This window comes from Rhodobacter sp. SY28-1, assembly GCF_005222785.1.
GTDB lineage: Bacteria > Pseudomonadota > Alphaproteobacteria > Rhodobacterales > Rhodobacteraceae > Tabrizicola.
This window is the reverse complement of record NZ_STGH01000001.1, coordinates 221,907-244,905: the sequence shown is the minus strand read 5'-3', so window position 1 is coordinate 244,905 and position 22,999 is coordinate 221,907. Positions and strand designations below refer to the sequence as shown.

Sequence of the window (22,999 nt, the reverse complement as noted above, 5' to 3'; positions counted from 1 at the left end):
ACCGCAAGTCTCAGGCAGAAAGCATGTCCAAGTGCGAAGGGTCCCGGACTGGGGTCAGGCCCATCGTTCCCTGGACGCGGAACGAGATCAGCGTCGCACCGCCCGTCAGCGGCCGGAACCGGCAGGACACCAGCCGCCCGTCCAGAAGCCGCACGTCACCTTCCCAGGGTGACCGGTCGTCGCCGCTGGTGGCGAAGTCGATGGCGTCGTCCCACAGGAGGGTTGGCGCTGCATGCTCACGCCACCAGGCGCAGAGAGTGGTGATGCTGGCTTCGGACAAGAGAACCTGCGGGTCATGCTGCCAAAGCTGGGCATAGGCATGGTTGGACATCACCAGCTGACCGCCCTGCGAGAAGACCGCGACGGCATCCTCGACGGCGTCGATCACCGACTGGCCCAGTTCCACGTCCGCCCGATAGCGCCGGGTCTGCGACATTTCGTTCGAGATGTCCTCGAACATGAATGCCAGCGCCCCGTTCGGATGCGGGCGGCCGATCACGCGGTAGGTCTGGCCGCCCGGCAGGCTCCAGGTTTCTTCGAAGATGCCCATGGCGGCCTCTTCCTCCAGCCGGGCAAGCTGCTTGCGCCAGCTGCGGTAGTCGCGCGGTTCGGGAATCATCGCCCGGGCGCGCATTGCATCGAGGAAGGCGTTTAGTGTGGGACGCGCGATCAAAAGCTCGGGCGGCAGGGTGGTAAGGTCGGCCAGCGAGGGGTTGAACATCTGCAGGCAGCGGGAGCGGTCGAAGATCGCAAGCCCGATGGGGAGGTCGGCGAAGGTCTTGGTCAGGGTCTGCATGAACTCACGCAGAGCAGTTTCGGCCTGAACCGCCTTGTCGGCAGCCATGGCATAGCAGAGCGCTTCGTCGCCCTGGGGCATCCGTACCAGATCGAACCATTCCGGGCCGCTGGGCATCTGCAGTTTCAGCCGTGGCACCCGGCCGGAGTTTGCGGCCGTCTGGTCGAAAAGCCTGGGCAGGGGCCAGGACAGGTCTTCGCCATCGGGCAGAAGTTCCACCGCGCGGATCAGGTAGGCGTGGTTCGCCCAGATCACCGAGCCATCCGCGGCCTCTTTCCACATAAGGACCGGCGAGCGCGACAGGACGGCGCGCTGTGCCATGACCTCTTGATGCAGGGCGGCCGAGGTGGCGGCATCGGTCTGGTTCTGGGGCAGGTCGGATTGCCCGCCGTTGATCGTCAGGCGCGTGAGGCCGGACAGATGTTCAGCCTTCAGGACCAGGGGGGGCGAGGTCCCTGGTTGCGAGGAAATCTGGATCTGGCCCAGGCGCGGCAGGGCGGCGAGCCGTTCGGTCAGATTGGGAAAGTCCGCGCCAAAGCGGGCCATCAGCCGCCCCCAGGCGCGCTGGTCTTCGCCTTCGGGCAGGATCACCCGCGCCGAGGCCGTCGCGTCGATCAGCCGTTCGCCGTTGAACAGAAAGGCAATCTGGTTCGGGGTCGGTTCAAAGATACTGGGGGCCCGGGCCGGATGCCGCGTGGCCCAGGCCTGCATGAACGCCAGTGCCGAAAACGCGACCAGAAACGCCGCCAGCACCATTCCCGCCGCCATTGCCAGATCACCCATCACTCAGGAACCCCGGAAAGGATCAAACTTGATTCAAACCTTGGCGCGGAACAGTTAATCGCCGGTTAATCCGGCCCTATTCGGAGATCGGCTGGTTCTCTCCCAGCCCGCCGGGTGTGGATGGCGCGACCAGATTGGCGGTGTCCCAGACCGCCTCGATCACCGCGCCCGAGCGTTCGGGGCGGTCCTTGGGGGCAAGAAAGGGATCGGTCGCATTGGCAAAGGACAGCTCGGCACCGGACCGTTCCAGCAGCGTCTTTGCGATGAAGAGGCCAAGCCCCATGCCTTCATAGCCCGGACGCTTTTCCGGTTCCGGCTCTGTCCGGCGGGCCCGGACAAAAGGATCGCCGATCCGGCCGATGACGCTGGGCGGAAAGCCGTCCCCGTCATCCGTGATGCGCACGACGATTCGTCTTTCAGACCATTCGCCTTCGACCCAGACCCGTGAGCGGGCAAAGTCGACGGCATTCTGGACGAGGTTCCGCAAGCCATGGATAACTTCGGGGCGACGTTGGATCGACGGTTGGTCGGGTTTTCCGTCCTGCATGGGGCCAAAACCGAACTCGACCTGCTTTCCGCGGGCAAGATGCGGCTCGGCTGCTTCGCGCAGGACGGCGGACAAGGGGGCCTGGCGAAGGTGCCGGTCATCCTTTCCGGCCCGTCCCATGTCACGCAGGATGTCCCGGCAGCGGTCGGCCTGTTCGCGGATCAGGCGGGCGTCCTCTTGCAGGTCGGGCTGGTCCGAAAGCTCTTCGATCAGTTCAGCGCTGACCAGCTTGATGGTGGCCAGGGGCGTGCCAAGTTCATGCGCGGCTGCGGCAACAACTCCTGCGAGGTCGGTCAGCTTCTGCTCTCGTGCCAGGGCCATCTGTGTCGCCAACAGCGCCTCGGACATCGAGCGCATCTCGGTTGCGACCCGGCGCGAGTAGAGGCCGAGGAACAGGATGCCGATCACGATCGACAGCCAGAAGCCGAAGACGAACAGCGGCGGAATCAGCAGTTCGCGCCCGTCGGCGAAGCGCAGGGGCAGGTGCCAGAAGAGGGCGGCGGTGACGATCAGGATCGCCAGTGCGCCCAGCGCAATGGTGGACCGCAGGCGCAGGACGCTGGCCGAGATGGTGACCGGGGCAAGCACGAGGATCGCGAAGGGGTTGGTCAACCCGCCGGTCAGGAAGATCAGCACTGCCAGCTGACCAAGGTCGAAGAGCAGAGTCAGGAACGCTTCGGCTTCCGACAGCCTGCGGTTTTCCGGGAAGAGGGCGACCAGAAGCAGGTTCACGACGACGGATACGCCCACCGCAAGGGCGGAAAGCCCGAGGGGCAGGTCCAGGCCGTAAAGCTGGCTTGCGACAAGGATCGCGGCGATCTGGCCTGCGATGGCCATCCAGCGCAGGAGGATCAGTGTCCTGAGGCGCACCCAGTTGGCCCCGGCGTCCTGGGCCTGAAAGCCAGTTGCTACGGTTGCCATGCTGTGACCGGATGTCTCCCCCTCAGGATTGTGCATTGTTAAGGTCCGGCCCTTCTGAGATCAATGCGACCCGTCAGACCAAAGGGGGTATGCCCATGACCAAGCTATATGCCAGCGTGGCCGCTGCGGCGGTTGCGGCGTTTCTCGGGGCGTCGGCATGGTATGTGCTGGCCAATCGGACCGACGATGCCTTTGCCGAGTGCCGGCAGGGTCAGATTGCCGGCGGCGATATCGGCGGGCCGTTCACGCTGGTCGACACGGCAGGAAAGACGGTGACCGACGCCGAAGTTCTGACCAAGCCGTCGCTGGTCTATTTTGGATACACGTTCTGCCCCGATGTCTGCCCCTTCGACATGTCACGCAACGTCGAAGCGGTGGATCGGCTTGATGCAATGGGCATTGACGTCACGCCGGTCTTCATCTCGATCGACCCCGAACGGGATACCCCCGATGCCCTGGCCGACTATGCTTCGAACATGCATCCGAAACTGGTTGCGCTGACAGGTAGTGCGGATCAGATCCGGGCCGCGTCGCAGGCCTACAAGACCTTCTACAAGAAGCGGGACACCGGGGACGAATACTATCTGATGGACCATTCCACTTTCACTTACCTGATGCTGCCCGGTGCGGGCTTTGTGGATTTCTTCCGGCGCGAGATTACATCCGAGCAAATGGCAGAAAGCGTTGCTTGTTTCGTTCAGGCAGGCAAAGCTGCCATGTGACGCGAGACAGAAGAACAGGTAAGCCGCATGACTGAAGACCCCGCCGCCGATCTTGGGCCGGACCGTACCCTTCTGCTTGTCGATGACGACGAGCTTTTCGTGAAGCGTCTGGCCAAGGCGATGGAGAAACGCGGCTTCCTGCCCGAGACGGCCCAAAGCGTGGCCGAGGGGCGTGCGAAGGCTATTGCCCGGCCCCCTGCCTATGCTGTTGTCGACCTGCGGCTTGAGGATGGCAACGGTCTGGAAGTGATCGAAGCCCTGCACGAAAAGCGCCCGTCCTGCCGTGTGGTGGTCCTGACCGGCTATGGCGCAATTGCGACGGCAGTGGCTGCGGTCAAGATCGGGGCCATCGACTATCTTTCGAAACCGGCCGATGCGGACGACGTGACCAGTGCCCTGCTGGCGCGGAGTGGATCGCTGCCGGAACCGTCCGAGAACCCGATGTCCGCCGACCGCGTCCGTTGGGAGCATATCCAGCGGGTTTACGAGATGTGCGACCGCAATGTTTCGGAAACGGCGCGCAGGCTTTCGATGCATCGCCGTACGCTCCAGCGTATTCTGGCAAAGCGCAGCCCGAAATAAATTAACCTTTCTTGCACAATCCGTTCATTCGACCTATTCAGGACATGTCTTTATCCGAGGGGGATCAGACATTGAAAGTCGACTGGAATAGCCTATCCTTGAAAGAGCTGAAGGACTTGCAATCGCAGGTAGCAAAAGCGATTTCCGGGTATGAAGACCGCCGCAAGCGCGAGGCATTGGCGGAACTGGAAGAAAAGGCGAAGGCCATGGGCTTTTCGCTGGCGGAACTGACGGGCGCGGCGCCGGGGCGGAAACGCTCTCCTTCCGTGGCGAAATACGCGAACCCGGCAAATGCTGCGGATACCTGGTCGGGCCGTGGGCGCAAGCCGCGCTGGTTCTCGGAAGCGCTGGCCAAGGGGAAAAAGCCGGAAGACCTGGCGATCTGAGATCAGGTCTGGGCAGCCAGCCACCTGAGAAAAGCCCGGGCTGCAGCGCGCTTTGGCCCGGGCAAGGTCACGATAAAGTAGGCCGGAAGCTTTTCGCGGCTTTCGTGCACGATGCGCAGGCGACCGTCGGTCACATCGGATTCGATCAGGGCTACACTTTCGACGACCAGCCCCAGACCCTGTCGCGCGGCTGCAATTGCCAGTTCCTCGCTGTTGATGTCGGTGCGGTTCAGGGTTTCAGGGTCAAGACCAAGCTGGCGAAGATAGGCGTCCTGTTCCGGCCATGTGCGGGACAGGATCCAGTCCATTTCTGCCATGTCATCGACCGAAAGCCTGTTTCGGTCGCCGATCAGTGAAGGCGCCCCGGCAATTACCATGTGTGCCGAGGTCAGATAGGCACTTTCAACACCGGCCCAGTCGCCGTTGCCATAGCGAATGCCAAGATCCATCCGGTCACGGTGCAGGTCGACCACCCGGTTGTCGGGATGCAGAGACAGGCCGATATCGGGATGCTTCTGCCAGAAGTCCTTGAGCCGGGGCATCAGCCATTGGGCTGCGAAGCTCGCTGTCAGCGTGACGCGGACGGGGCGGTCGGCCTCACCCGCGCGAAGGGCCTCCAGCCCGCGCTGAAAGGCTGCGAAACCTTCGTTCAATGCTTCGGCGAGTTGTTCGCCATCGGCGGTCAGGCCGACCCCGCGGCCTTCGCGCTGGACCAGCGGGCGGCCAAGCTGTTCTTCCAGCGCGCGGACCTGCTGGGCGACTGCCGCATGGGTCACGTTCAGCACGCGGGCGGCCTGGGAAAAGCTGCGCAGTTCTGCCGTGGCAGCAAATGCGCGCAGGGCCGTCAGGGAAGGAATAGTGCGCCAGTCGGTTGCCATATGATAGAATCCCTAACATATCTGCAATGCTATTGAGTCGTATCACGCCGTTCTTCATGGCAAAAGAGATCATCGCCAGAAAAAAGGAGAAAGGCCATGTTGAATATCTTTGCTGACGCCCTGCTGATCGCATCGCGGTTTGGACGCCTGCCCGAGGACCATCTGCCCCGCCGCGAGCAGCGCCGCAGCCCGCGTGAGTTCCCGCGCGAATTCATGGAGATCGAAGGTTTGAACGCCGCAGACCGGATTCGGAACTTCACCCGCTGATGCAGGTTTCCTGTCCCGGTCAATCGAAAGCGGCCAGTAGCCGCGCAACTGACGCAGCATAGTCCGCCCGCACCTCTGCGGGCGGACGAAGTCTTATTTCCAGCCGGTGGATGATCTCCGGCAGCGGTCGCCCGAACAGCTTGTCAGCTTCCGCCTCGCGAAACCCCGCAATCCGTACCGCTTCCAGCCAGGCTGATACCTTGTCCGCCGCCTTGATCGCCTTCTTGATCGGCACGGGTAGCACGGTCGGCAACCCGAACCGCAAGTGAACCGCAGCCGCAAGGCGTTCGTCCAGGGCACCGTATCCGGGTCCGACGGCGGCCTTCACCGGGCTGATCATGTCGCCGATGACATACTCCGGCGCATCGTGCAGCAGGGCCGCCAGCCGCCAGCGCACCGCGATGCCGGGATTGGCGCGGGCGAAGATCTCTTCCACCAGCAGGGAATGTTCGGCCACCGAATAGGGCCAGTCGCCCTGTGTCTGGCCATTCCAGCGGGCAACGAAGGCAAGACCGTGGGCGATGTCCTCGATCTCGATATCCATCGGGGTGGGGTCAAGAAGATCCAGCCGCCGCCCGGACAACATCCTTTGCCACGCCCGCTTCGACATCAGGTTTCTGCTTTGTAGGGGTCAGAGAAACGCTTGAGCATTTCCCGCATGATGCCCGTGCCCAAGACATGCTTCATGAACATCTGCGACAGATCACCTATCGCGACTGGCATGGGATTGCAGGGCGGCGCGATCAGCGGAAGCGCTTCAGGCAGCAGGGTTTCGCAGAAATGGCGGTAGGCTTCGTTGAACCGCGCCTCAAGATGTCCCCTCAATTCCTTGTCGGGTTTGACCCTACCGATGAAATGGCGAAGGAAGACCGGATAGCGCCATGGCATCATCGGAAAGCGACTGTTCATCTGCCAGTTCCAGCAGGGTGCCAGAAAGGCGAAATCCCCACGCAGGGCAAGGTTCGTCAGCGACTGATCAGTAAAGACGACGGCCTTCGGATGCGTCTTGCAGATGTCGAACGACCTGCGCTCCACCTCCTGTTCGGCATAGGCGCGGGTGTCGATCAGCTGCAAACCGGTGTTCACATAGGGGTGCGCCGGAAAGCCGGCGATGACGAATTCTTTGGCGCGGTAGTTCGGGGTGTAGAAGAAAGGGGCGTCCAGAACCGCGCCGATCGCATGGGTGCCAATATCGACGTCCAGAAGCCGGCTGATGTCCCCGCCTTCGACAAACATGTCGCAATCGAGATACAGGATGCGGCGGTAACGCTGGCCAAGCTCGCGCACCAGGGTCAGACGATACAGCGGTGCAAGCGACCCGAAGAACCGGCCAATTTCGGCATGTTCTGGCAGATCGCCGGTCCGGTGCAGGATCACGCCCAATGCCCGGGCCCACTCAGGCAGCTCAAGGTCGTCGCGGCTGGAAATGACGAAGTCGAACCGGCGGTGCGGATTGTAGTGCGCGATCTTCCACACCATGAACAAGGCGAGATGAAAGTAATTGCGGTCGCAGCAGAAGGCGACGGCAGAGTCGTGGCGCTGGGGATCTGACATTTCGGCCTCTGATGACTGTCGTCGAGTCTTCACAAAGCCGGGTGCTTGACAAGGGCTCCACGTTGTCTTGGTCGCCCGCATTTGCTATGGCCCCGCCAGACCCAAAGGACAGGACGCACAGGACGCCATGGATTACATCGTCAAGCACATCGCTTTGGCCGAGTTCGGCCGCAAGGAACTCACCATTGCCGAGACCGAAATGCCGGGCCTGATGGCCTGCCGTGAGGAGTTTGGCGCGGCGCAGCCGCTGAAAGGCGCGCGGATTGCCGGGTCGCTGCATATGACGATCCAGACCGGCGTGCTGATCGAGACGCTGAAGGCCCTTGGCGCCGATGTCCGCTGGGCGTCGTGCAACATCTTCTCGACCCAGGACCACGCCGCCGCCGCCATCGCGGCCAGTGGCACCCCGGTCTTCGCCATCAAGGGCGAAACGCTGGAGCAGTACTGGGACTACACCGACAAGATATTCCAGTTCGGCGGCGAAGGCGGGACCTGCAACATGATCCTCGACGACGGCGGGGATGCGACGCTTTACATCCTGATGGGCGCGCGGGTCGAAGCCGGTGAGACCGACCTGATCGCCGTGCCGACCAGCGACGAGGAGGTCTGCCTTTTCAACCAGATCAGGAAGCGCCTCGCCGCCAGCCCCGGCTGGTTCACCAAGCAGCGCGCCGCGATCAAGGGCGTGTCGGAAGAAACCACCACTGGCGTCCACCGCCTGTATGAATTGCACAAGAAGGGCCAGCTGCCCTTCCCGGCGATCAACGTCAACGACAGCGTCACCAAGTCCAAGTTCGACAACAAGTACGGCTGCAAGGAATCGCTGGTCGACGGCATCCGCCGCGCGACCGACACGATGATGGCCGGCAAGGTCGCCGTGGTCTGTGGCTATGGCGACGTGGGCAAGGGCTCGGCCGCGTCCCTGCGCGGCGCGGGTGCGCGGGTGAAGGTCACCGAAGTCGACCCGATCTGCGCGTTGCAGGCGGCGATGGACGGTTATGAGGTCACGCTCCTGGAAGACGAGGTCGCCACGGCCGACATCTTCATCACCACCACCGGCAACAAGGACGTGATCCGTATCGAGCACATGCGCGCGATGAAGGACATGGCGATCGTCGGCAACATCGGCCACTTCGACAACGAGATTCAGGTCGCGTCCTTGCGGAACCACAAGTGGACCAACATCAAGGAACAGGTCGACATGATCGAGATGCCCTCGGGCAACCGGATCATCCTCCTGTCCGAAGGCCGCCTTCTGAACCTTGGCAACGCCACCGGTCACCCGTCCTTCGTGATGTCGGCGTCGTTCACCAACCAGGTCCTGGCGCAGATTGAGCTTTGGACCAAGGGCAAGGACTATGCGCCGGGCGTCTATATCCTGCCGAAGGCACTGGACGAAAAGGTCGCCCGCCTGCACCTGAAGAAAATCGGTGTCAAACTGACCGAGCTGCGCAAGGACCAGGCCGACTATATCGGCGTCAAGGTCGAGGGCCCGTTCAAATCGGACCACTACCGCTACTGATCAGTCTCGGCCCGGTTCGCGCCGGGCCGCGCCTTACGCCTGCTGCGCGGCCTCGACGGCCTTTACCTCAGCCGCAGCAAGCGTGGGAGATTTCTGCGACATCAGGCCCCAAAGGAAGCCACCGGTCAGGCTTTGCAGCCCCAGCGCCGAAAGGACGGCCACCAGCGACGCCGCCCGGGTGATCAGGCCGGGGTCGATCGGCCCGAACCCATTCGCCGCCCAGTGTCCGACCGCAGCGATCGTTGCCACCAGCGCCAGCCCCAGAAACACCGCCCCGCCCTTGCAAGCGCTTTCGACCGAAAGCCGCTCTCGCAGGCGTTCGAACCGGGGCGAGGTCGGCAGAAGGTTCATCCGCACCGCGAAAAGCCGGGCCAGGACGTGGAACCACATCAGCTGGAAGCCGATGATGATGAAGGTCGCGGCAAAGATCATCGCGCCAGTGTCCAGCGTCAGCGCGCCAAGGTCCAAGGGCCCGAAGAGAAGCGGCAGGAACAGCACCGACCCCAGCGCGAACAGCATCGCGCCCGGATAGAGGAACAGGCTGAACGGCGCGAAGGTCAGCAATAGTTTCAGGTGCCGCCAGCCGTCGTGCCAGGTCCGCAGATGCGGCTTGCGTGACCGGCCATCGGGCTTCAGCGTCGTCGGCACCTCGACAATCTTCAGCCCGGCCATCGCGGCGCGCATCACCATTTCTGGGCAAAATTCCAGCTGCTCGGTAATCAGGTTCAGCGCAAGGATCTTGTCGCGGACAAAGCCGCGCAAACCGCACTGAAAGTCACCGACCGGAGCGCCGTAGAGCACCCGCCCGATGAAGGACAGCACGGGGTTGCCGAGGTAGCGGTGCAGGAATGGCATCGCGCCGGGCTCAATCCCGCCACGGAAGCGGTTGCCCATCACCAGGTCGGCGCCACCGCGCAGCGCCTCGACGAAACCATCCAGGCGCGAGAAATCATAGCTGTCGTCGCTGTCGCCCATGATCACGAAACGGCCCTTCGCCGCCGCGATTCCGGTGGACAACGCGATCCCGTTGCCCTTCCTCGGCGCTAGCACGACACGGGCGCCATGCGCCTCGGCGATACTCCGGCTGCCATCGGTGGACCCGTTGTCGGAAATCAGCACCTCTCCCTTGATGCCGGAGCGGGCAAGAAACCCCTTGGCCTTGTCAATGCAGGTGGCCAGGGTTTCCGCCTCGTTCAGGCAGGGCATCAGGATAGTCAGTTCCAGCATCCGCGACTCCGTCCGCGCCCAATCGGGGCGATTGGCAGGCTTTCCAGTCATTTCATACCGCAACTATGCCCGAAATGCGGCAGGATGCGGTAGGAAAAGCGGTTTTCACGGCCGATAGTCTTGGAAGCGGAGAAATTTCGCCATCAGGATGACTGTTTCCATCAGCATAAGTATCACCCGGCCAGACTTTGCCTTTTCGTCATCCAGGAAACAGCACGCCTTGACGTCCCCGACCGACTCACGCCCGTACTTGATCATCTGGATCTGCATCGGGGCCATTGCGCTGGTCATCCTGAACGCGGTGAGAACTTGGCCGGAGGTCGGCAGCCTTCTGATCGCTTCGGACAACGACGACTTGATGCGGTTGGTCGAAGCGCGTGACTGGCTGGGCGGGCAAGGCTGGTTCGATACCCGGCAATACCGCGTCCTGCCGCCCGAGGGCATCTCGATGCACTGGTCGCGCTATGTCGATGCCGGGATCGCGGCGATTCTGGTCCCCGCCTCCTGGCTGTTGCCGATGCAGCAGGCCGAGCTTTTGACCGTCGTCGTCTGGCCCAGTCTTCTTGCCTGTCTCATGATCCTTCTGATCGGATTTGGGACCAACCGGCTGTTTGGGCCAGTAGCGGCGCTGGGAGCGCTGGTTGTGTTCCTGACGTGGAGCAAGCTGCGCGGAGAATTCACACCTCCGCGCATTGATCATCACGGACTGCAGATGCTTTGTGCCACCGCAGCCATGTTCTGCGCGGCAGTTCCAGGGCGGGCAGTGATGCGGGGCGTTCTGGCCGGACTTGCGACGGCACTTTCGCTGGCCATCGGGCTGGAAATGCTGCCCGTCCTTGCGCTGATCCCGGCCTGGATGGCGCTGCGCCATGCGTACGATCAACCGCAGACTGGACCATGGCTGACCGGGTTCGGCATCGCGCTCGGGTTGGGTGCGCTGGGCCTTTTTGCTGGTCAGACCCCGGTTTCTGACTGGGCCACGATGCGTTGTGACGCCCTTGCGCCGCCGGTGCTGGCCTTGGCGGCGACTGGGATCGTGGGGACGCTGGTGCCGGTCCTGCTGGCCTATTGCCTGCAGGGTCCCCTGGTCCGGATCGCGACCATGGGCATGCTGGCTGCTTTGGGATTGTGGCTGGCTGCACCGATCCTGACCCCATGCATGGCCGGTCCCTACGCGGATGTTCCACCAGAGGTCCGCACTCTGATAGAAAGTCGCATGGTTGAGGCGTTGTCGGCCGTCGAGATGTTTGACGTGCGTCCCGACATCCTGCTGCGCGCGCTGATACCCGCCGTTGTAATCCTGGTGCTGGCACTTGCGACAACGGTCGCCATGTGGTCCCGGCTTCAGTCTGCGCAGCGGTCGGCGCTGACTCTGGCCCTTCTGATCGCTTTGGCGGGCCTTGCGGTGTCGCTGCACCAGGTCCGGGCGGCGACACTTATGGTCCCGGCCCTGCCGGTTCTGACTGCGAGTCTGGTCCATGCCTTCCTGCAAGTGCCCAGAAACAGTGTCCTGCGGCTGCCTGCCTTCGCTGCCCTGGCTCTGGCCACGCCGACCGCCGTCGAGGAAGCGGGAACGTATGCTGCCCGTGCGGTGAAACCGATGCCGGTATCCAGCGCGGCTTCGCCATCGGATCAGGTCGGTCCTGGCAACTGCCGGTCCGAGACCGCGATGGCCGAGCTTGCAGACCTGCCGCGGTCAACCCTGTTCAGTAACCTGAACCTCGGCCCCGCAATTTTGGCCTACACCCCTCATTCCGTAGCCTCGGCCCCTTATCACCGCAGCCCGGAGGCCTTCTGGAACGGCATCGCCGGGCTGGAGAGCGATACGAACCTCCGCCGCGCGCTGACCGCGTCCAGGGCCGATTTTGTCGTGCTTTGCGCCGCCGAGCCGCCGAAGCCCTATGCCCGGATACTGTTGAGCGGTGACCTGCCGATCTGGCTGACGGAGGACACCGGCGATCGGAGTGCGGTCCGGTTGTACCGGGTTGACCGGGCCCTCCTGGCGACGGCGCCATGACAACGTTCGTGCGCTTTCTTGTGGTCGGCGGAACGCTGGCGGCGATCTACGCGCTTCTCGCAGCACTGGCGACGTCGCAACTTCCCTGGCCAAAGGCGGTCTCGGCTGGAGTTGCTTGGGTAGTCTGCATTCCGCTTGGGTTCTGGCTCCATCGGCAGTTCAGCTTCCATGGCAGTGGCCAGCATCGATTTGCACTTGGGCTTTATGCTGGTACGCAATTGCTTGGGATCGGGATCGGCGCCGGGACCAGCTATCTGTTCGCGACCGGGGACTTCTGGCCTGACCTTCTCGTCCACCTTTGCGCATCGGCCCTCGCTGCGGTCGCCAGCTTTGGCCTGAACCGACGGTTCACCTTTCCAAAGCAATAGGTAAGGCAGCCAATAACGCATCGACGCGAACCTGACGGCTCGCACACGAAATTCCCCTTCCCCAATTCCTTGGGTGGCACTACGGTTATCTCGTTAACGATCACCGATCCAGTCAAGGGAGACGCAGGATGGGCAAGAGGGACGAACTCATCGCGAAATACGCCGATGACCTGAAGAACAAGTGCAAGGTGACGCCGGACATGGCGCTGCTTACGAAAGTGACCATCGGCTGCGGCCCGTCGATCTATGACAACGACGCTCAGACCGTTGCGGCCTCGGACAAGGAAGAGCTGGAGCGGATCAAGGCCAACTTCCTGATCAAGAAGCTGGGGCTCAAGGATGGGCCTGCGCTGATGGAAGGCATCAACGCCGCTGTCGACACCTACGGCAAGTCCGAGCGCAACAAGTTCCGCGCGGTGTTCTACTATTTGCTGGTCAAGCATTTCGGCAAGGAATCCGCCTACAAGTGACGCCCTTTTCAGGACCGTCGAAATGGCCTGTGCCGGTTGGCGCGGGCCGTTTTCATTGGGTGCGCGGCATTTGAGTAAAGGGCTTGGCACTCCTGCCTTGCGGGGATGGGGGGATTCGGGGCAAGCAGGTGAAGTCAGGGCAGGACGCCCGGGACCCTATACTGATCACGCGGTGCTTCGGGGTGTGCGCGTGGGTTGGATGAAGGGTCCCGTAGGGGTGCGGGGCCCTTCATTTCATTTCCTTTGATCCGTCCAAAATCAGGCACATTGTTCTGCAGATCTTCTTCTTGCGATTGCAGAAGGAAGTCGACGCCATGCCACTGAGGATACTTGCCGCCACGACGATGAGCTTCGGGTTGGCAATCGCTGGTCTGGCGGACGTCAACGCCGTGGTGACTGACGGCACCGGGCGGTTCTCGGAAGGCAGGCTGGAGGGCTACGTTGTCCAAGCCAAGGGCACAACGATCTGCCATGACCCCTATGCAATCGGAAAATACATCTCGTGCACAAGAAGCCTTGCAGTGGCGGGACAAGTCTGGTCGGCGCCGTCAAAGCAGGTGTGGATAAACACAAACGGTGTTCTCGGAGCGATGGTTGTGGTGGATGAAACCGGGGCGGCCATTTGCGAAAGCCCCTCGGTCAGCATCCAGTTCAGAGGGCCGGCAAGCTACATCCTTTGTAGCTAGACCGAACTAGAACGCATTCAGAACAGCGCCCATGATGGTGCATCCGACCACCGAATTGACCCCGTCGATGATGGTGAGGGACGGCTTTCGCATCGCGAAGGCGTAGTTCATCGCAACCCAGGGCGTGATGAAGAAGGCACCGATCCCGAGACCTGCAATCGCCCCGCCACTCAGGCTTGTGACCCCGGATGTTGCAAGCATATGTCGCATCATTCCGGCGACCAGCAGCATGGCGATCAGTCCCACGACGAAGGGCATGGCGTTGTTGCCTCCCGCCTGCCCGTCGCGCGGGGTTGGGCGGCCGTTGGCATCCACAGGGATCTCGGCGGCTGCGATCCAGGGCCTGGACATCGACATGTACCAGACCGCCCCGAAGGCGAAGGCGGCCAATGCCGCGGCGATGACGTTGAGAGCTTCCATGACAGTTCCCTCCTGTTTTCTTGTCGGAAGAATGACGCAGGATCGCAATTCGTCCTAGGATTTCGTCCTGCCTTTGGGCCGGTTGGCTTGCGGTTCTTGTCCAGGTCGGTCAGTTCACCGCGGTATCGACAATCGCTCCGGGCCGCGAAACCACGATCCGGGCCAGTGCATGGCCGGCGGCCAGGCAGGCTGCGGTGTCCTTGCCCATCGCCCAGGCCGCCAGGAAGGCGCCGTTGAAACTGTCCCCAGCCGCCGTAGTGTCCACGACATGCTCGGCGCGAGGGAAGGTGGACAGTGGAACATCCGGGTCCAGCGCGACGGGACCCTGGGACCCCCGCTTCAGGGCGCCTTGTCGCAGCCCCAAACCCCTCAGGCGGCGTAGGACGGCGGCGTCGTCAGGGTCGCCGAACAGCGCCATCTCGTCATCGACCGATGGCAAGGCGACATCGGTGAGGGTCCAGGCGCGGGCAATGACCTGTCGCGCGGTTTCCGCATCCGGCCAAAGCCTGGGGCGGTAATTCGAGTCGAAGGCGATCTGCTTGCCGGTCTTGCGCAGGCTGGAAAGACGGTCCAGCAGGGCTGTCCGGGCATCGGGTGTCAGGATCGCCAGGGTGATCCCCGACAGGTACAGGAGATCGGCAGTGTCCAGCGCGGCGAAGTCGTCCGGGTGACGGAAAAGCTGCCGGGCAGCCGAGGTATCGCGCCAATAGGCGAAAGACCTTTCGCCGCGGTCATCGGTCTGAACCGTGTAGATGCCGATGTTGTGTGTCGGCTCCCGATGGATCCGCGAGACGTCGATCTGCTCTCTCGAGGCCAGGGCAAGAAAGCCGGCCGAGAGCGGATCGGTCCCGACCCGAGTCAGATAGCCGACGCTTCCACCTTGCATTGATCGCCGACAATAGACCGCGGTGTTGAACGTGTCCCCGGCGAAGCCGACGGCGTATCCCGGTCCGTCACGGCGGATCTCGGCCATGGCTTCACCGGTGCAGAGAATACGGGTCATGGGGTCACCGGCCGACGCAGGTCGCCCGCCACGCAAGGGCTGGCCTGGCAGGGTGTCCGGAAGGGCTGACGCGCAGGATTCACGGGCAGCCACTCCTCTGGCTTGACGTGCTGTATGTAATGATTAAAAACCATACTGAAGCGGAGATCTCCATGTCAATCACCCCTGTCCTGCAATTCGGCACCAGCCGTTTCCTGCAAGCCCATGCCGATCTGTTCCTGTCGGAAGGCCCGGAGGCCATCGGGCCGGTGACGGTCGTGCAGTCGTCGGGCGATGCCGGTCGGCGTGGCAGACTGGCCGCGCTTTGCGCGACGGAGGGGTTCCCGGTCCGGGTGCAGGGCTTCGAGGATGGCAAGGCGGTCGATTATGAAACCCGCGTCACCTCGATCCGGCGCGCGTTGACCACTGAGACCGACTGGCCGGAAATCTGCCGTGTGGCGGTGGAAGAGGCCGTGATCATCCTGTCGAACACCTCGGAGTCCGGATGGGTACCGCAGGCTGCCGATGCCTCGACCGGCTTTGAGCAGGGGATGTCCTATCCCGCAAAGCTGACGCAGTTGCTGAAGGCGCGCCATGCGGCGGGGGGCAGACCGCTGCAAGTGATGCCGACGGAACTGATCGCCCGCAATGGCGACAGGCTGCGCGAGCGGGTGTTGCAGATAGCCGGGGGCCTTGACCGCGGCCTGACCGACTGGATCGCGGAAGAGGTCCGGTTTGTTTCTTCGCTGGTCGACCGCATCGTTTCCGCCCCGCGGGAACCGGCGGGGGCGGTGGCCGAACCCTATGCGTTGTGGGCCATCGAGGACTGGCCAAACCTGGTGCTGCCATGCCGTCATCCGGCCGTTAAGGTCGTCTCCGATCTGGAGCGGACCGAGAAGCTGAAGCTGTTCATCCTGAACCTGGGTCACACCTGGATGGTCTCCGACTGGCAAGCCCGGGGCGGAACCGAGGTGTTCGTGCGTGAGGTAATGGCAAATCCTGAGGTTCGGTCGCGGCTGGAGGCGCTTTACGCCGAAGAGGTCCTTCCCGGTTTCGCCGTGCGCGGGATCGAAGAGGCGCCAGCCTATGTGCAGACCACGCTGGACCGGTTCTGCAATCCGTTCCTGGATCACCGGCTGTCCGACATTGCGCAGAACCACGCCGAAAAGATCCAGCGTCGCGTTCGCGCGTTTCTGGACTGGTCGGGGGTCAAGGGACCCCGACTGCAGGCTGTCGCAGGTACGGCAGGTTCCCACCGCGCCTAAAGCTCGATCAGGAACTTGAGCGTTGTCGCGCGGTCCCGCACCCAGGTGGGCAATGCTGCCGCGGCATCGGCAAAGGGGAATATCCGGGTGATCAAGTCATCGGGTGGGATTTCGCGCCCCTCAAGCCAGCGGATGACTGCGTCGAAGTCCGACCGCAAAGCGTTGCGCGATCCCAGGATGTCCAGCTCTTTCAGGTTGAAGAAGCGGGTTTCATAGCTGACCGGGGCCTTGGAATAGCCGATGTAGACCACCCGGCCGCCGTAGCAGGCAAGGTCGATGGCTTGCGTGAATGTGGCTGGAAGACCCACGGCTTCGATCACCACATCGGCACCGTCTCCGCCTGTCAACTCCGCAACGCGGGCAGTGATGTCGGTCGTGGCCGGGTCGAGGGCGGCGACGGCGCCGTAGCGCAGGGCGATAGTGGTCTTGTCGCCGAAGTCTACCGCGACGACCCTGGCCCCGCGCGCCACGGCGCCGATCACCGCGCCCATGCCGATCATTCCGCAGCCAAGGACGACGACCGTGTCCTTCGCGGTGATGCGGCCCCGGTCCACGGCGTGGAAGCCGACCGACAGGGGTTCCACCAGTGACAGGTGCCTCGGGGCAAGGCTGTCGTTCAGGATCAGCTTCCCGTAGGGCAGAACGAAACGCTCGCACAGCCCGCCATCCTGCTGGACACCGAGGGTCCGGTTGTACCGGCAGGCGTTGACCCGGCCTGCTCGGCAGGAACTGCAGGTGCCGCAGGCGGTGTAGGGCATGACGACCGCGCGGCGCCCCGGGGCGAAGTCGGCGGGCACATCCGGCCCGGTCTGACGGATCACCACGCCCAGCTCATGCCCCGGAATCCGGGGCAATGAGACCAGCGGGTTCAGCCCGATGAAGGTAGCGAGATCCGATCCGCACAGGCCGACGTGGCGGATGTCGACAAGAACCTCACCGGGGCCGGGCTTCGGCTCCGGCACGGTGTCGATGTGACAGGATTCCAGCCCGTCGATCAGCAGTGCCTTCATGTCTTGGCCCTTTCCGGCCCGTGCCTGTCACCGTCAACCCGTCCGTCTTGCCGCAAGTGACAAGGCCAGCGCAATGATCGCGCCCTTGGCGATCAACTGAATATCGATCGACAGGTTGAGGATGTTCATCCCGTTGTTCAGAAGTCCCAGAAAGAGAACGCCAAGCAGGGTGCGCGCCACGGACCCTGCACCTCCGGAAAGCTGGGTGCCGCCCAGAACGACGGCGGCGATCACATCCAGCTCGGTGCCGAACTTGCCATAGGTGGCCGAAGCCGTATGCACCTGTGAAGACTGGATCATGCCCGCGATGGCTGCAAGCAGTCCGCACAGACCGTAGGTTGCGGCCTTGATGGCGGTGACGTTCAGGCCGGAAAGCCAGGCGGCACGTTCGTTGTCACCGACGGCCGCGACAAGGGTCCCGAAGGGCGTGCGTGATTGCAGAAGCCAGGCCATCGCCGCCAGCACAAGGAAGATCACGACTGGGACGGGGATGCCGTAGATCGCGCCGGAGCCGATGAAACTGTAGGCCGCCTGATCCCGGATGCCGTGCAGGTCCGGTCCGCCCAGAAGAAGCGCGCTGCCCCGCACGATGGACAGCGTCCCCAGCGTCACGATGATCGCCGGAAGGCCAAGGCTAGCCACCAGAAGACCGTTTGCGATTCCGATCAGAAGCCCCAGCCCCGCCCCGGCCAGTAGCGCCGCGACAAGCCCGTGCCCGGCCACCAATGCAAAATAGGCCACGAGGCCTGCAATCGCGCTGACCGGCCCGACGGACAGATCGATGCCGCCGGTCATGATGACGAAGGTCATGCCCAACGCCATGATCCCGACCAGCGAAACGGCACGCAGGATGCCGATCAGGTTCGAGCCGCTGAGAAATGCTGGCTCAAGCACCGCCAGGATCATCACGAAGGCGATCACGCACAGCGTCAAGGCATGCGGCGCGGCGCGGGTCATCAGACCGGTCATGCGTCCGCTCCGATCTCGGCGACAAGTTCGGGGCGGGTGATCCCCGCGGCGGGGCGGAGTGACAAGAGGCGGCCACGGTTCATAACTCCGATACGGTCGGCCAGGGTGGTGACCTCTTCCAGGTCGGAGGACACCACGAGGACCGCCATCCCGCGATCCCGGGCCGCGCGCAACAGGGCGTAGATCTCGGCCTTGGCGCCGACGTCCACACCCACGGTCGGCTCATCCAGGATCAGGACCGACGGATCACGCGCCAGCCATTTGCCGATCAGGACCTTCTGCTGGTTGCCACCCGACAGACGCCCGACAAGCTGCGCCGGTCGTGGCGGCTGGACGTTCAGCGCGGCGATCAGACTTGAGACCGACCGGTCGATGCCACGCGGCCGCAGAACCCCGAAGCGGTGGAACCGGCGCAGGGTGGTCATCACCAGATTGTCGCGGATCGGCATGCCCAGCATGAGGCCCTCGTGCTGCCGGTCTTCCGGGACCAGCCCGATGCCATTGGCCATTCCCCAGGCCGGAGACCTCGGCACCAGCCGTTTGCCATTCAGCAGGACCTCACCCGCGTCATGCGGGGCCGAACCGAAGAGCGCGTGGATCATCTCGGTCCGCTTGGAGCCGATCAGGCCGGTGATGCACAGGATCTCGCCCGCGTGCAGGTCAAAGCTGATGTCCCGGAAAACGCCCCTGCGCCCCAGCCCCCGCACCGAAAGGCGCACCTCGCCCGATCCGGTCGCCTTGCGGCCCGAATCAGCCGCCGCAAGGCTTTCGCGCGCCAGTCGTTCGCCGACCATGGCGGCAACCACCTCGGTCCGGCTGATCCGGTCGACGGCTCTTTCGGTGACCACCTCGCCGTCCCGGAGGATTGTCAGGCTGTCGCAGACGGCGAAAATCTCGTCCAGCATGTGGCTGATGTAGATGATGCCGACGCCTTTTGCCGCCAGCAGGCGAACCGTCTCATGCAGTCGCCGCACGTCAGACACCGCCAGCCAGCCGGTCGGCTCGTCCATCAGCAGGACCTTGGCGTCCTGCGCCAGCGCCTTTGCGATCTCGACTTCCTTCTGCTTGACGGTGGGCAGGGTGCCGACCAGGGCATCGGGGTCGAGGTCAATGCCGTATCGGGCCAGCAGGTCCTGGACCTGGGTTCGCTGGGTCTTCCGGTCAACGAAGCCGAACCGCGTCGGCTGGCGACCCATGGAGATGTTGTCCATCACCGACATCATCGGCGCGAGGTTGGAGTGCTGGTAGATGCAGGACACGCCACTGCGGATGATTGCGCCGGGTTGGCCCAGGGGAAGCGGTTTCCCCTCCAGAAGGACGGACCCGCCGCTTGGGGTGACCGCTCCGGTGAGGCATTTGATCAGGGTGGACTTCCCCGCCCCGTTCGACCCGATCAGCGCGCGGACCTCTCCCCGGTTCAGACGAAGGTCGGAAGGTTTGAGGGCGACCAGCGTGCCGTAGCTTTTGCCAAGGCCGGTCGCTTCCAGAAGCGGCGCGGTCATGCCGGCACCTCACCCAACGCCCGCGCCCGCTGGCGGTCGGCCCGCAAGGTCTGCAGCCGGTCATTGCCGACGGCGACCAGCAGGATAAGCCCGGTCAGGATCTGCTGGACGAAGGGCGAAATCCCCATCTGCGTCAGACCGATCAGGACGATGCCCAGAAGAAAGGTGCCGATGACCGACCCCAGCAGGCGTCCCGTCCCGCCAGTCAGGCTGAACCCGCCGATCACGGCAGCGGCGATGGCGGTCAGTTCGATGCCTTCGCCAAGGCCTTCCGTCGATGTCGTAAGGCGGGCCACCAGAAGGATGGCCGCGATCGCCGCGCACAGGCCCGAGATCGCGTAGGCAGCCACGGTCAACCGGCCGACCTTGATCCCGGCCAGACGGGCGGCTTCGGGATTGCCGCCAATCGCGTAGAGGTCACGGCCAAAGCGGGTGTGGGCCAGAAGGACGTGAAAGACCAGAAGGGTTCCCAGCAGGATCAGGAAGGACAGGGGAACCCAGGGCAGTTTGACGACCCCTTTTAGCCCCAACACCCGCGTCAGGTCGAAATAGGTCTCGAACCCCGTGATCCAGCGGTCGGTGATCGGCTTAGTGGATAGCTCTGGCACCAGTTGCCGACCCGAGATCGCGTAGACCAGCCCACGGTAGGCGGCCAGCGAGGCCAGCGTGGCGATGAAGGGCGACAGGCGCAGGACGGTCACCATCAGGCCATTGACGACCCCGGCCAAGGTGCCGACCAAAAGGGCCAGGGGCAGGATCGCCCAGCCGGGCACGCCGAACATCAGCGACAGGTCGAAGATGCACATTCCGACCAGCGCAAGGATCGCGCCAACCGACAGATCAATGCCGCGCAGGAGGATGGGAAAGCTTTGCCCGATGGCAAGGATGCCGATGAACGCATAGCCCGCCATCAGGTTCTCGAAATTGCCGGCCGAGGCGAAATTGGGGGCGATCAGGCAGAAGATTGCCAGGACGGCCAGGAAGAAGACCGGCAAGGTCAGTCGGGACGAAAGGCTAGGCATGCAGGCCCTCTGGCTGCGGCCGGTCCGCTGTCATCGGACCGGCCTTTCGTGCAAGGGATTACCAGCGCTGGTTCGGCTGAATTTGTCCGACATTATCCGCTGTGGCAATCAGGTAGGGCATCAGCACCCGCCCCTGCTGGCCGAAGGCGTCGGCGGAGACGAGACCCGTTGCCAGCACCGTTGCGGCGGCGGCGGCAAAGCGGCCCTGCTGGAACACGTCGGTGTACTGGGTTCCGGTCAGTTCGCTCGCCTCGATGGATGCCAGCGCGTCCTTCTCGCCGTCATTGCCGAAGATGACCATCTTGCCCAGGAGACCCTTCTCCTTGGCCACATCGACCGCGCCCAACGCCATCGAGTCGTTCACGCCGTAGACCCCGCCCAGATCGGGCGTCGCGGCAAGGATGGTGTTCAGCACGTCCTGCGCCTTCTTGCGGTCCCAGTCCGCGACCTGATCGGCGACAATCTCGATCCCCGGGTGGTGCTTCGCCATGCCCTCGACGAACCCGTTCGTCCGCTGGTCCCGGATGATGATGCCGGGGGGTGCGTTCAGGATCGCGACCTTGCCCGCGCCGCCCATTTTCTCACCCATCACCCGGGCAATCTCCATCGCGCCGTAGTAGTGGTTCATCTCGACATGGGCCGCATGAGGCTCGGTCGCGTCGATGTTCAGAGTGATGACCGCGATGCCTTCGCGCTTGGCCTTGGCAATCGAGGGCGCAAGCGCGACCGAGTCGATGGGTTGCAGGAAGATCACGCTGGTGCCGTCGTTGATCAGCGTGTCCATCAGGCTGACCTGCACCTCCACCTTGCCCTGACCGTCCAGAAGTTCGTAGTCGATCACGTTCTGCGTGCCCAGCACTTCGGCGATGCCCTGGCTCCAGGCGTTCGGCACCGTGTGCGGCATCCACTGGATAAAGGCCATCTTCACCCTTTCACCGTCCTGCGCAGCGGCGCGGGTCATGATCGGTCGCCCGGTCTTGACGTCGATACTGCCGAACATCCCGGCCGACGCACCGGCAGCGGCTGCGGGTGCAAGGGTCAGGGCCTTCAAGACCGCGCGGCGGCCGGTCATTGGCTGGTCGTCGTCGTGGTGTGCCATGGTCAGAGTCCTCCCGATTGTTTTGTGTGCCGGATCATGTCCGTCCGATGCGCCCGGCTCCGCAGACGGCGGTGTAGACGGCGTAGACCGAAGACGACGCCGTGATGAAAAGGCGGTTGCCTTTGGGTCCGCCGAAGCACAGGTTCGCGGCGGGTTCGGGCAGGTTCAGGATGCCAAGGGCGGTTCCGTCTGCGGCGAAGACCTCGACCCCGCTGGCCGAGCTGACCCAGAGGTTGCCGAATTCGTCGACACGCAACCCGTCCGGGACGCCGTTCGAGATCTGCGCCAGGACCTGTCCGGTGCCGACAGTCCCACCGGGACCGATCGCAAACCGCTGCACATGTCGGTAGCCGCGGCTGTCGTGCGAGGCGGAACTGTCCGCAACGTAAAGCCGGTCACCCGTGGGCGAGAAAGCCAGACCGTTCGGCTTTTGCATCGTGGTGATCCGCGGCTCGACCGCGCCGGTGGCGGGATCTATGCGATAGACATAGCAGCCGGGCTGTTTGGGCTCGGCCCGGCGGCCTTCGTAGTCACTGAGGATCCCGTAGGTCGGATCGGTGAACCAGATGGCCCCGTCCTGCGCCACGACGACGTCGTTCGGCGCGTTCAGCGGCAGGCCCTGATGGCGGTCGGCCAGAACTTCGCGACGGCCCACGTGGTCGTAGCGCACCACCGACCGGGTCAGATGCTCGCAGACGATCCGGCGGCCCGCGCCGTCCATCGTCTGGCCGTTGGCGTTGTTGCTGTCGTGACTGAAGACGCGCACGCCCAGATCCGGCACCCATTGATAGGTGCGGTTCTGCGGGATGTCCGACCACAAGAGGAACTCGCCCGCGGCATGCCAGACCGGCCCCTCCGCCCAGAGATGACCCGTGGAAATCCGCTCTACCCGGGCGATGGGCAAAGTCAGGTCGCGCATGCGCGGATCCAGGATCGTCACGTCCTGCACTGGCGTAGTCCTCCCCGGCAGAGGTCGACCCTCTGCTCTCCCGGTGAAAAGTCTG

General features: G+C 63.6%; 24 protein-coding genes. 10 read left to right on the top strand and 14 right to left on the bottom strand.

Annotated features, from left to right (window positions below):
- Nucleotides 1–10 precede the first annotated feature (10 nt).
- Together E8M84_RS01190 and regB are read right to left on the bottom strand one after the other, a co-directional pair.
- Entirely contained in the window at nucleotides 11–1,579 is a 1,569-nt protein-coding gene (locus tag E8M84_RS01190; protein WP_137109350.1) for a PAS-domain containing protein, read from the bottom strand.
- A 76-nt stretch (nucleotides 1,580–1,655) separates the two neighbouring features.
- A complete protein-coding gene (regB, locus tag E8M84_RS01185) occupies nucleotides 1,656–3,047 on the bottom strand; it encodes a sensor histidine kinase RegB (protein ID WP_137109349.1) in 1,392 nt (463 codons plus the stop codon).
- 95 nt (nucleotides 3,048–3,142) lie between these two features.
- Between regB and E8M84_RS01180 the strand changes: the two genes are divergently transcribed.
- The 3 genes from E8M84_RS01180 (at nucleotide 3,143) to E8M84_RS01170 (ending at nucleotide 4,737) form a co-directional block, all read left to right on the top strand.
- Complete coding sequence (locus tag E8M84_RS01180) at nucleotides 3,143–3,769, top strand: SCO family protein (RefSeq protein WP_137109348.1); 627 nt, start codon at nucleotides 3,143–3,145, stop codon at nucleotides 3,767–3,769.
- A gap of 27 nt (nucleotides 3,770–3,796) precedes the next feature.
- Entirely contained in the window at nucleotides 3,797–4,351 is a 555-nt protein-coding gene (locus E8M84_RS01175) for an ActR/PrrA/RegA family redox response regulator transcription factor (protein WP_137109347.1), read from the top strand.
- A 71-nt stretch (nucleotides 4,352–4,422) separates the two neighbouring features.
- Nucleotides 4,423–4,737, top strand: coding sequence for an H-NS family nucleoid-associated regulatory protein (locus tag E8M84_RS01170; protein ID WP_170971882.1), 315 nt, complete (start codon nucleotides 4,423–4,425; stop codon nucleotides 4,735–4,737).
- A gap of 2 nt (nucleotides 4,738–4,739) precedes the next feature.
- Here E8M84_RS01170 and E8M84_RS01165 read toward each other — a convergent pair whose 3' ends face one another.
- Nucleotides 4,740–5,615: a LysR family transcriptional regulator gene (locus E8M84_RS01165; protein ID WP_137109346.1), complete on the bottom strand. Its 876-nt coding sequence runs from the start codon at nucleotides 5,613–5,615 to the stop codon at nucleotides 4,740–4,742.
- 96 nt (nucleotides 5,616–5,711) lie between these two features.
- Here E8M84_RS01165 and E8M84_RS21355 point away from each other — a divergent pair, with 96 nt between their 5' ends.
- Entirely contained in the window at nucleotides 5,712–5,882 is a 171-nt protein-coding gene (locus tag E8M84_RS21355) for a hypothetical protein (protein ID WP_170971810.1), read from the top strand.
- A gap of 19 nt (nucleotides 5,883–5,901) precedes the next feature.
- Here the strand turns inward: E8M84_RS21355 and E8M84_RS01160 are convergent, their stop codons facing one another.
- Together E8M84_RS01160 and E8M84_RS01155 are read right to left on the bottom strand one after the other, a co-directional pair.
- Complete coding sequence (locus E8M84_RS01160; protein ID WP_137109345.1) at nucleotides 5,902–6,492, bottom strand: HD domain-containing protein; 591 nt, start codon at nucleotides 6,490–6,492, stop codon at nucleotides 5,902–5,904.
- On the bottom strand, nucleotides 6,492–7,436 hold the full coding sequence (locus tag E8M84_RS01155) for a glycosyltransferase (RefSeq protein ID WP_170971809.1): 945 nt from the start codon (nucleotides 7,434–7,436) through the stop codon (nucleotides 6,492–6,494). Before E8M84_RS01155 ends, E8M84_RS01160 begins: the two co-directional genes overlap by 1 nt.
- Before the next feature lie 127 nt (nucleotides 7,437–7,563).
- Between E8M84_RS01155 and ahcY the strand changes: the two genes are divergently transcribed.
- The gene (gene ahcY / locus E8M84_RS01150) at nucleotides 7,564–8,958 is read left to right on the top strand and encodes an adenosylhomocysteinase (protein ID WP_137109343.1); all 1,395 of its coding nucleotides are present in this window, start codon (nucleotides 7,564–7,566) and stop codon (nucleotides 8,956–8,958) included.
- A gap of 33 nt (nucleotides 8,959–8,991) precedes the next feature.
- Here the strand turns inward: ahcY and E8M84_RS01145 are convergent, their stop codons facing one another.
- The gene (locus E8M84_RS01145) at nucleotides 8,992–10,185 is read right to left on the bottom strand and encodes a glycosyltransferase family 2 protein (RefSeq protein WP_137109342.1); all 1,194 of its coding nucleotides are present in this window, start codon (nucleotides 10,183–10,185) and stop codon (nucleotides 8,992–8,994) included.
- 250 nt (nucleotides 10,186–10,435) lie between these two features.
- On the opposite strand from E8M84_RS01145, the gene E8M84_RS01140 reads away from it, so the two are divergent.
- The 4 genes from E8M84_RS01140 (at nucleotide 10,436) to E8M84_RS01125 (ending at nucleotide 13,726) form a co-directional block, all read left to right on the top strand.
- The gene (locus tag E8M84_RS01140) at nucleotides 10,436–12,202 is read left to right on the top strand and encodes a hypothetical protein (RefSeq protein ID WP_137109341.1); all 1,767 of its coding nucleotides are present in this window, start codon (nucleotides 10,436–10,438) and stop codon (nucleotides 12,200–12,202) included.
- A complete protein-coding gene (locus E8M84_RS01135; protein ID WP_137109340.1) occupies nucleotides 12,199–12,570 on the top strand; it encodes a GtrA family protein in 372 nt (123 codons plus the stop codon). Before E8M84_RS01140 ends, E8M84_RS01135 begins: the two co-directional genes overlap by 4 nt.
- Before the next feature lie 128 nt (nucleotides 12,571–12,698).
- Nucleotides 12,699–13,040 (top strand): DUF2853 family protein, encoded by a 342-nt coding sequence (locus tag E8M84_RS01130; RefSeq protein ID WP_137109339.1) that lies wholly within the window; start codon nucleotides 12,699–12,701, stop codon nucleotides 13,038–13,040.
- A 314-nt stretch (nucleotides 13,041–13,354) separates the two neighbouring features.
- Nucleotides 13,355–13,726: a hypothetical protein gene (locus tag E8M84_RS01125; protein WP_137109338.1), complete on the top strand. Its 372-nt coding sequence runs from the start codon at nucleotides 13,355–13,357 to the stop codon at nucleotides 13,724–13,726.
- Nucleotides 13,727–13,732: 6 nt separating this feature from the next.
- Here the strand turns inward: E8M84_RS01125 and E8M84_RS01120 are convergent, their stop codons facing one another.
- Both E8M84_RS01120 and E8M84_RS01115 read right to left on the bottom strand, forming a co-directional pair.
- Entirely contained in the window at nucleotides 13,733–14,146 is a 414-nt protein-coding gene (locus E8M84_RS01120; protein WP_137109337.1) for a DUF1761 domain-containing protein, read from the bottom strand.
- 109 nt (nucleotides 14,147–14,255) lie between these two features.
- On the bottom strand, nucleotides 14,256–15,149 hold the full coding sequence (locus tag E8M84_RS01115; RefSeq protein WP_137109336.1) for a sugar kinase: 894 nt from the start codon (nucleotides 15,147–15,149) through the stop codon (nucleotides 14,256–14,258).
- A 152-nt stretch (nucleotides 15,150–15,301) separates the two neighbouring features.
- Between E8M84_RS01115 and E8M84_RS01110 the strand changes: the two genes are divergently transcribed.
- Complete coding sequence (locus E8M84_RS01110; protein ID WP_137109335.1) at nucleotides 15,302–16,393, top strand: mannitol dehydrogenase family protein; 1,092 nt, start codon at nucleotides 15,302–15,304, stop codon at nucleotides 16,391–16,393.
- Here the strand turns inward: E8M84_RS01110 and E8M84_RS01105 are convergent.
- The 6 genes from E8M84_RS01105 to E8M84_RS01080 are packed head-to-tail and all read right to left on the bottom strand — an operon-like array spanning nucleotide 16,390 to nucleotide 22,914.
- Entirely contained in the window at nucleotides 16,390–17,403 is a 1,014-nt protein-coding gene (locus E8M84_RS01105; protein ID WP_137109334.1) for a zinc-binding alcohol dehydrogenase family protein, read from the bottom strand. The genes E8M84_RS01110 and E8M84_RS01105 overlap by 4 nt on opposite strands.
- Nucleotides 17,404–17,436: 33 nt before the next feature.
- Nucleotides 17,437–18,372, bottom strand: coding sequence for an ABC transporter permease (locus E8M84_RS01100; RefSeq protein WP_137109333.1), 936 nt, complete (start codon nucleotides 18,370–18,372; stop codon nucleotides 17,437–17,439).
- Nucleotides 18,369–19,874, bottom strand: a complete 1,506-nt coding sequence (locus tag E8M84_RS01095; protein ID WP_137109332.1) for a sugar ABC transporter ATP-binding protein — start codon at nucleotides 19,872–19,874, stop codon at nucleotides 18,369–18,371. The genes E8M84_RS01100 and E8M84_RS01095 overlap by 4 nt, the downstream gene beginning before the upstream one ends.
- Nucleotides 19,871–20,896: an ABC transporter permease gene (locus E8M84_RS01090; protein ID WP_137109331.1), complete on the bottom strand. Its 1,026-nt coding sequence runs from the start codon at nucleotides 20,894–20,896 to the stop codon at nucleotides 19,871–19,873. Before E8M84_RS01090 ends, E8M84_RS01095 begins: the two co-directional genes overlap by 4 nt.
- A gap of 58 nt (nucleotides 20,897–20,954) precedes the next feature.
- A complete protein-coding gene (locus tag E8M84_RS01085) occupies nucleotides 20,955–21,995 on the bottom strand; it encodes a sugar ABC transporter substrate-binding protein (RefSeq protein ID WP_137109330.1) in 1,041 nt (346 codons plus the stop codon).
- Between the two features lie 34 nt (nucleotides 21,996–22,029).
- Nucleotides 22,030–22,914 (bottom strand): SMP-30/gluconolactonase/LRE family protein, encoded by an 885-nt coding sequence (locus tag E8M84_RS01080; RefSeq protein ID WP_137109329.1) that lies wholly within the window; start codon nucleotides 22,912–22,914, stop codon nucleotides 22,030–22,032.
- Between the last annotated feature and the right edge of the window lie 85 nt (nucleotides 22,915–22,999).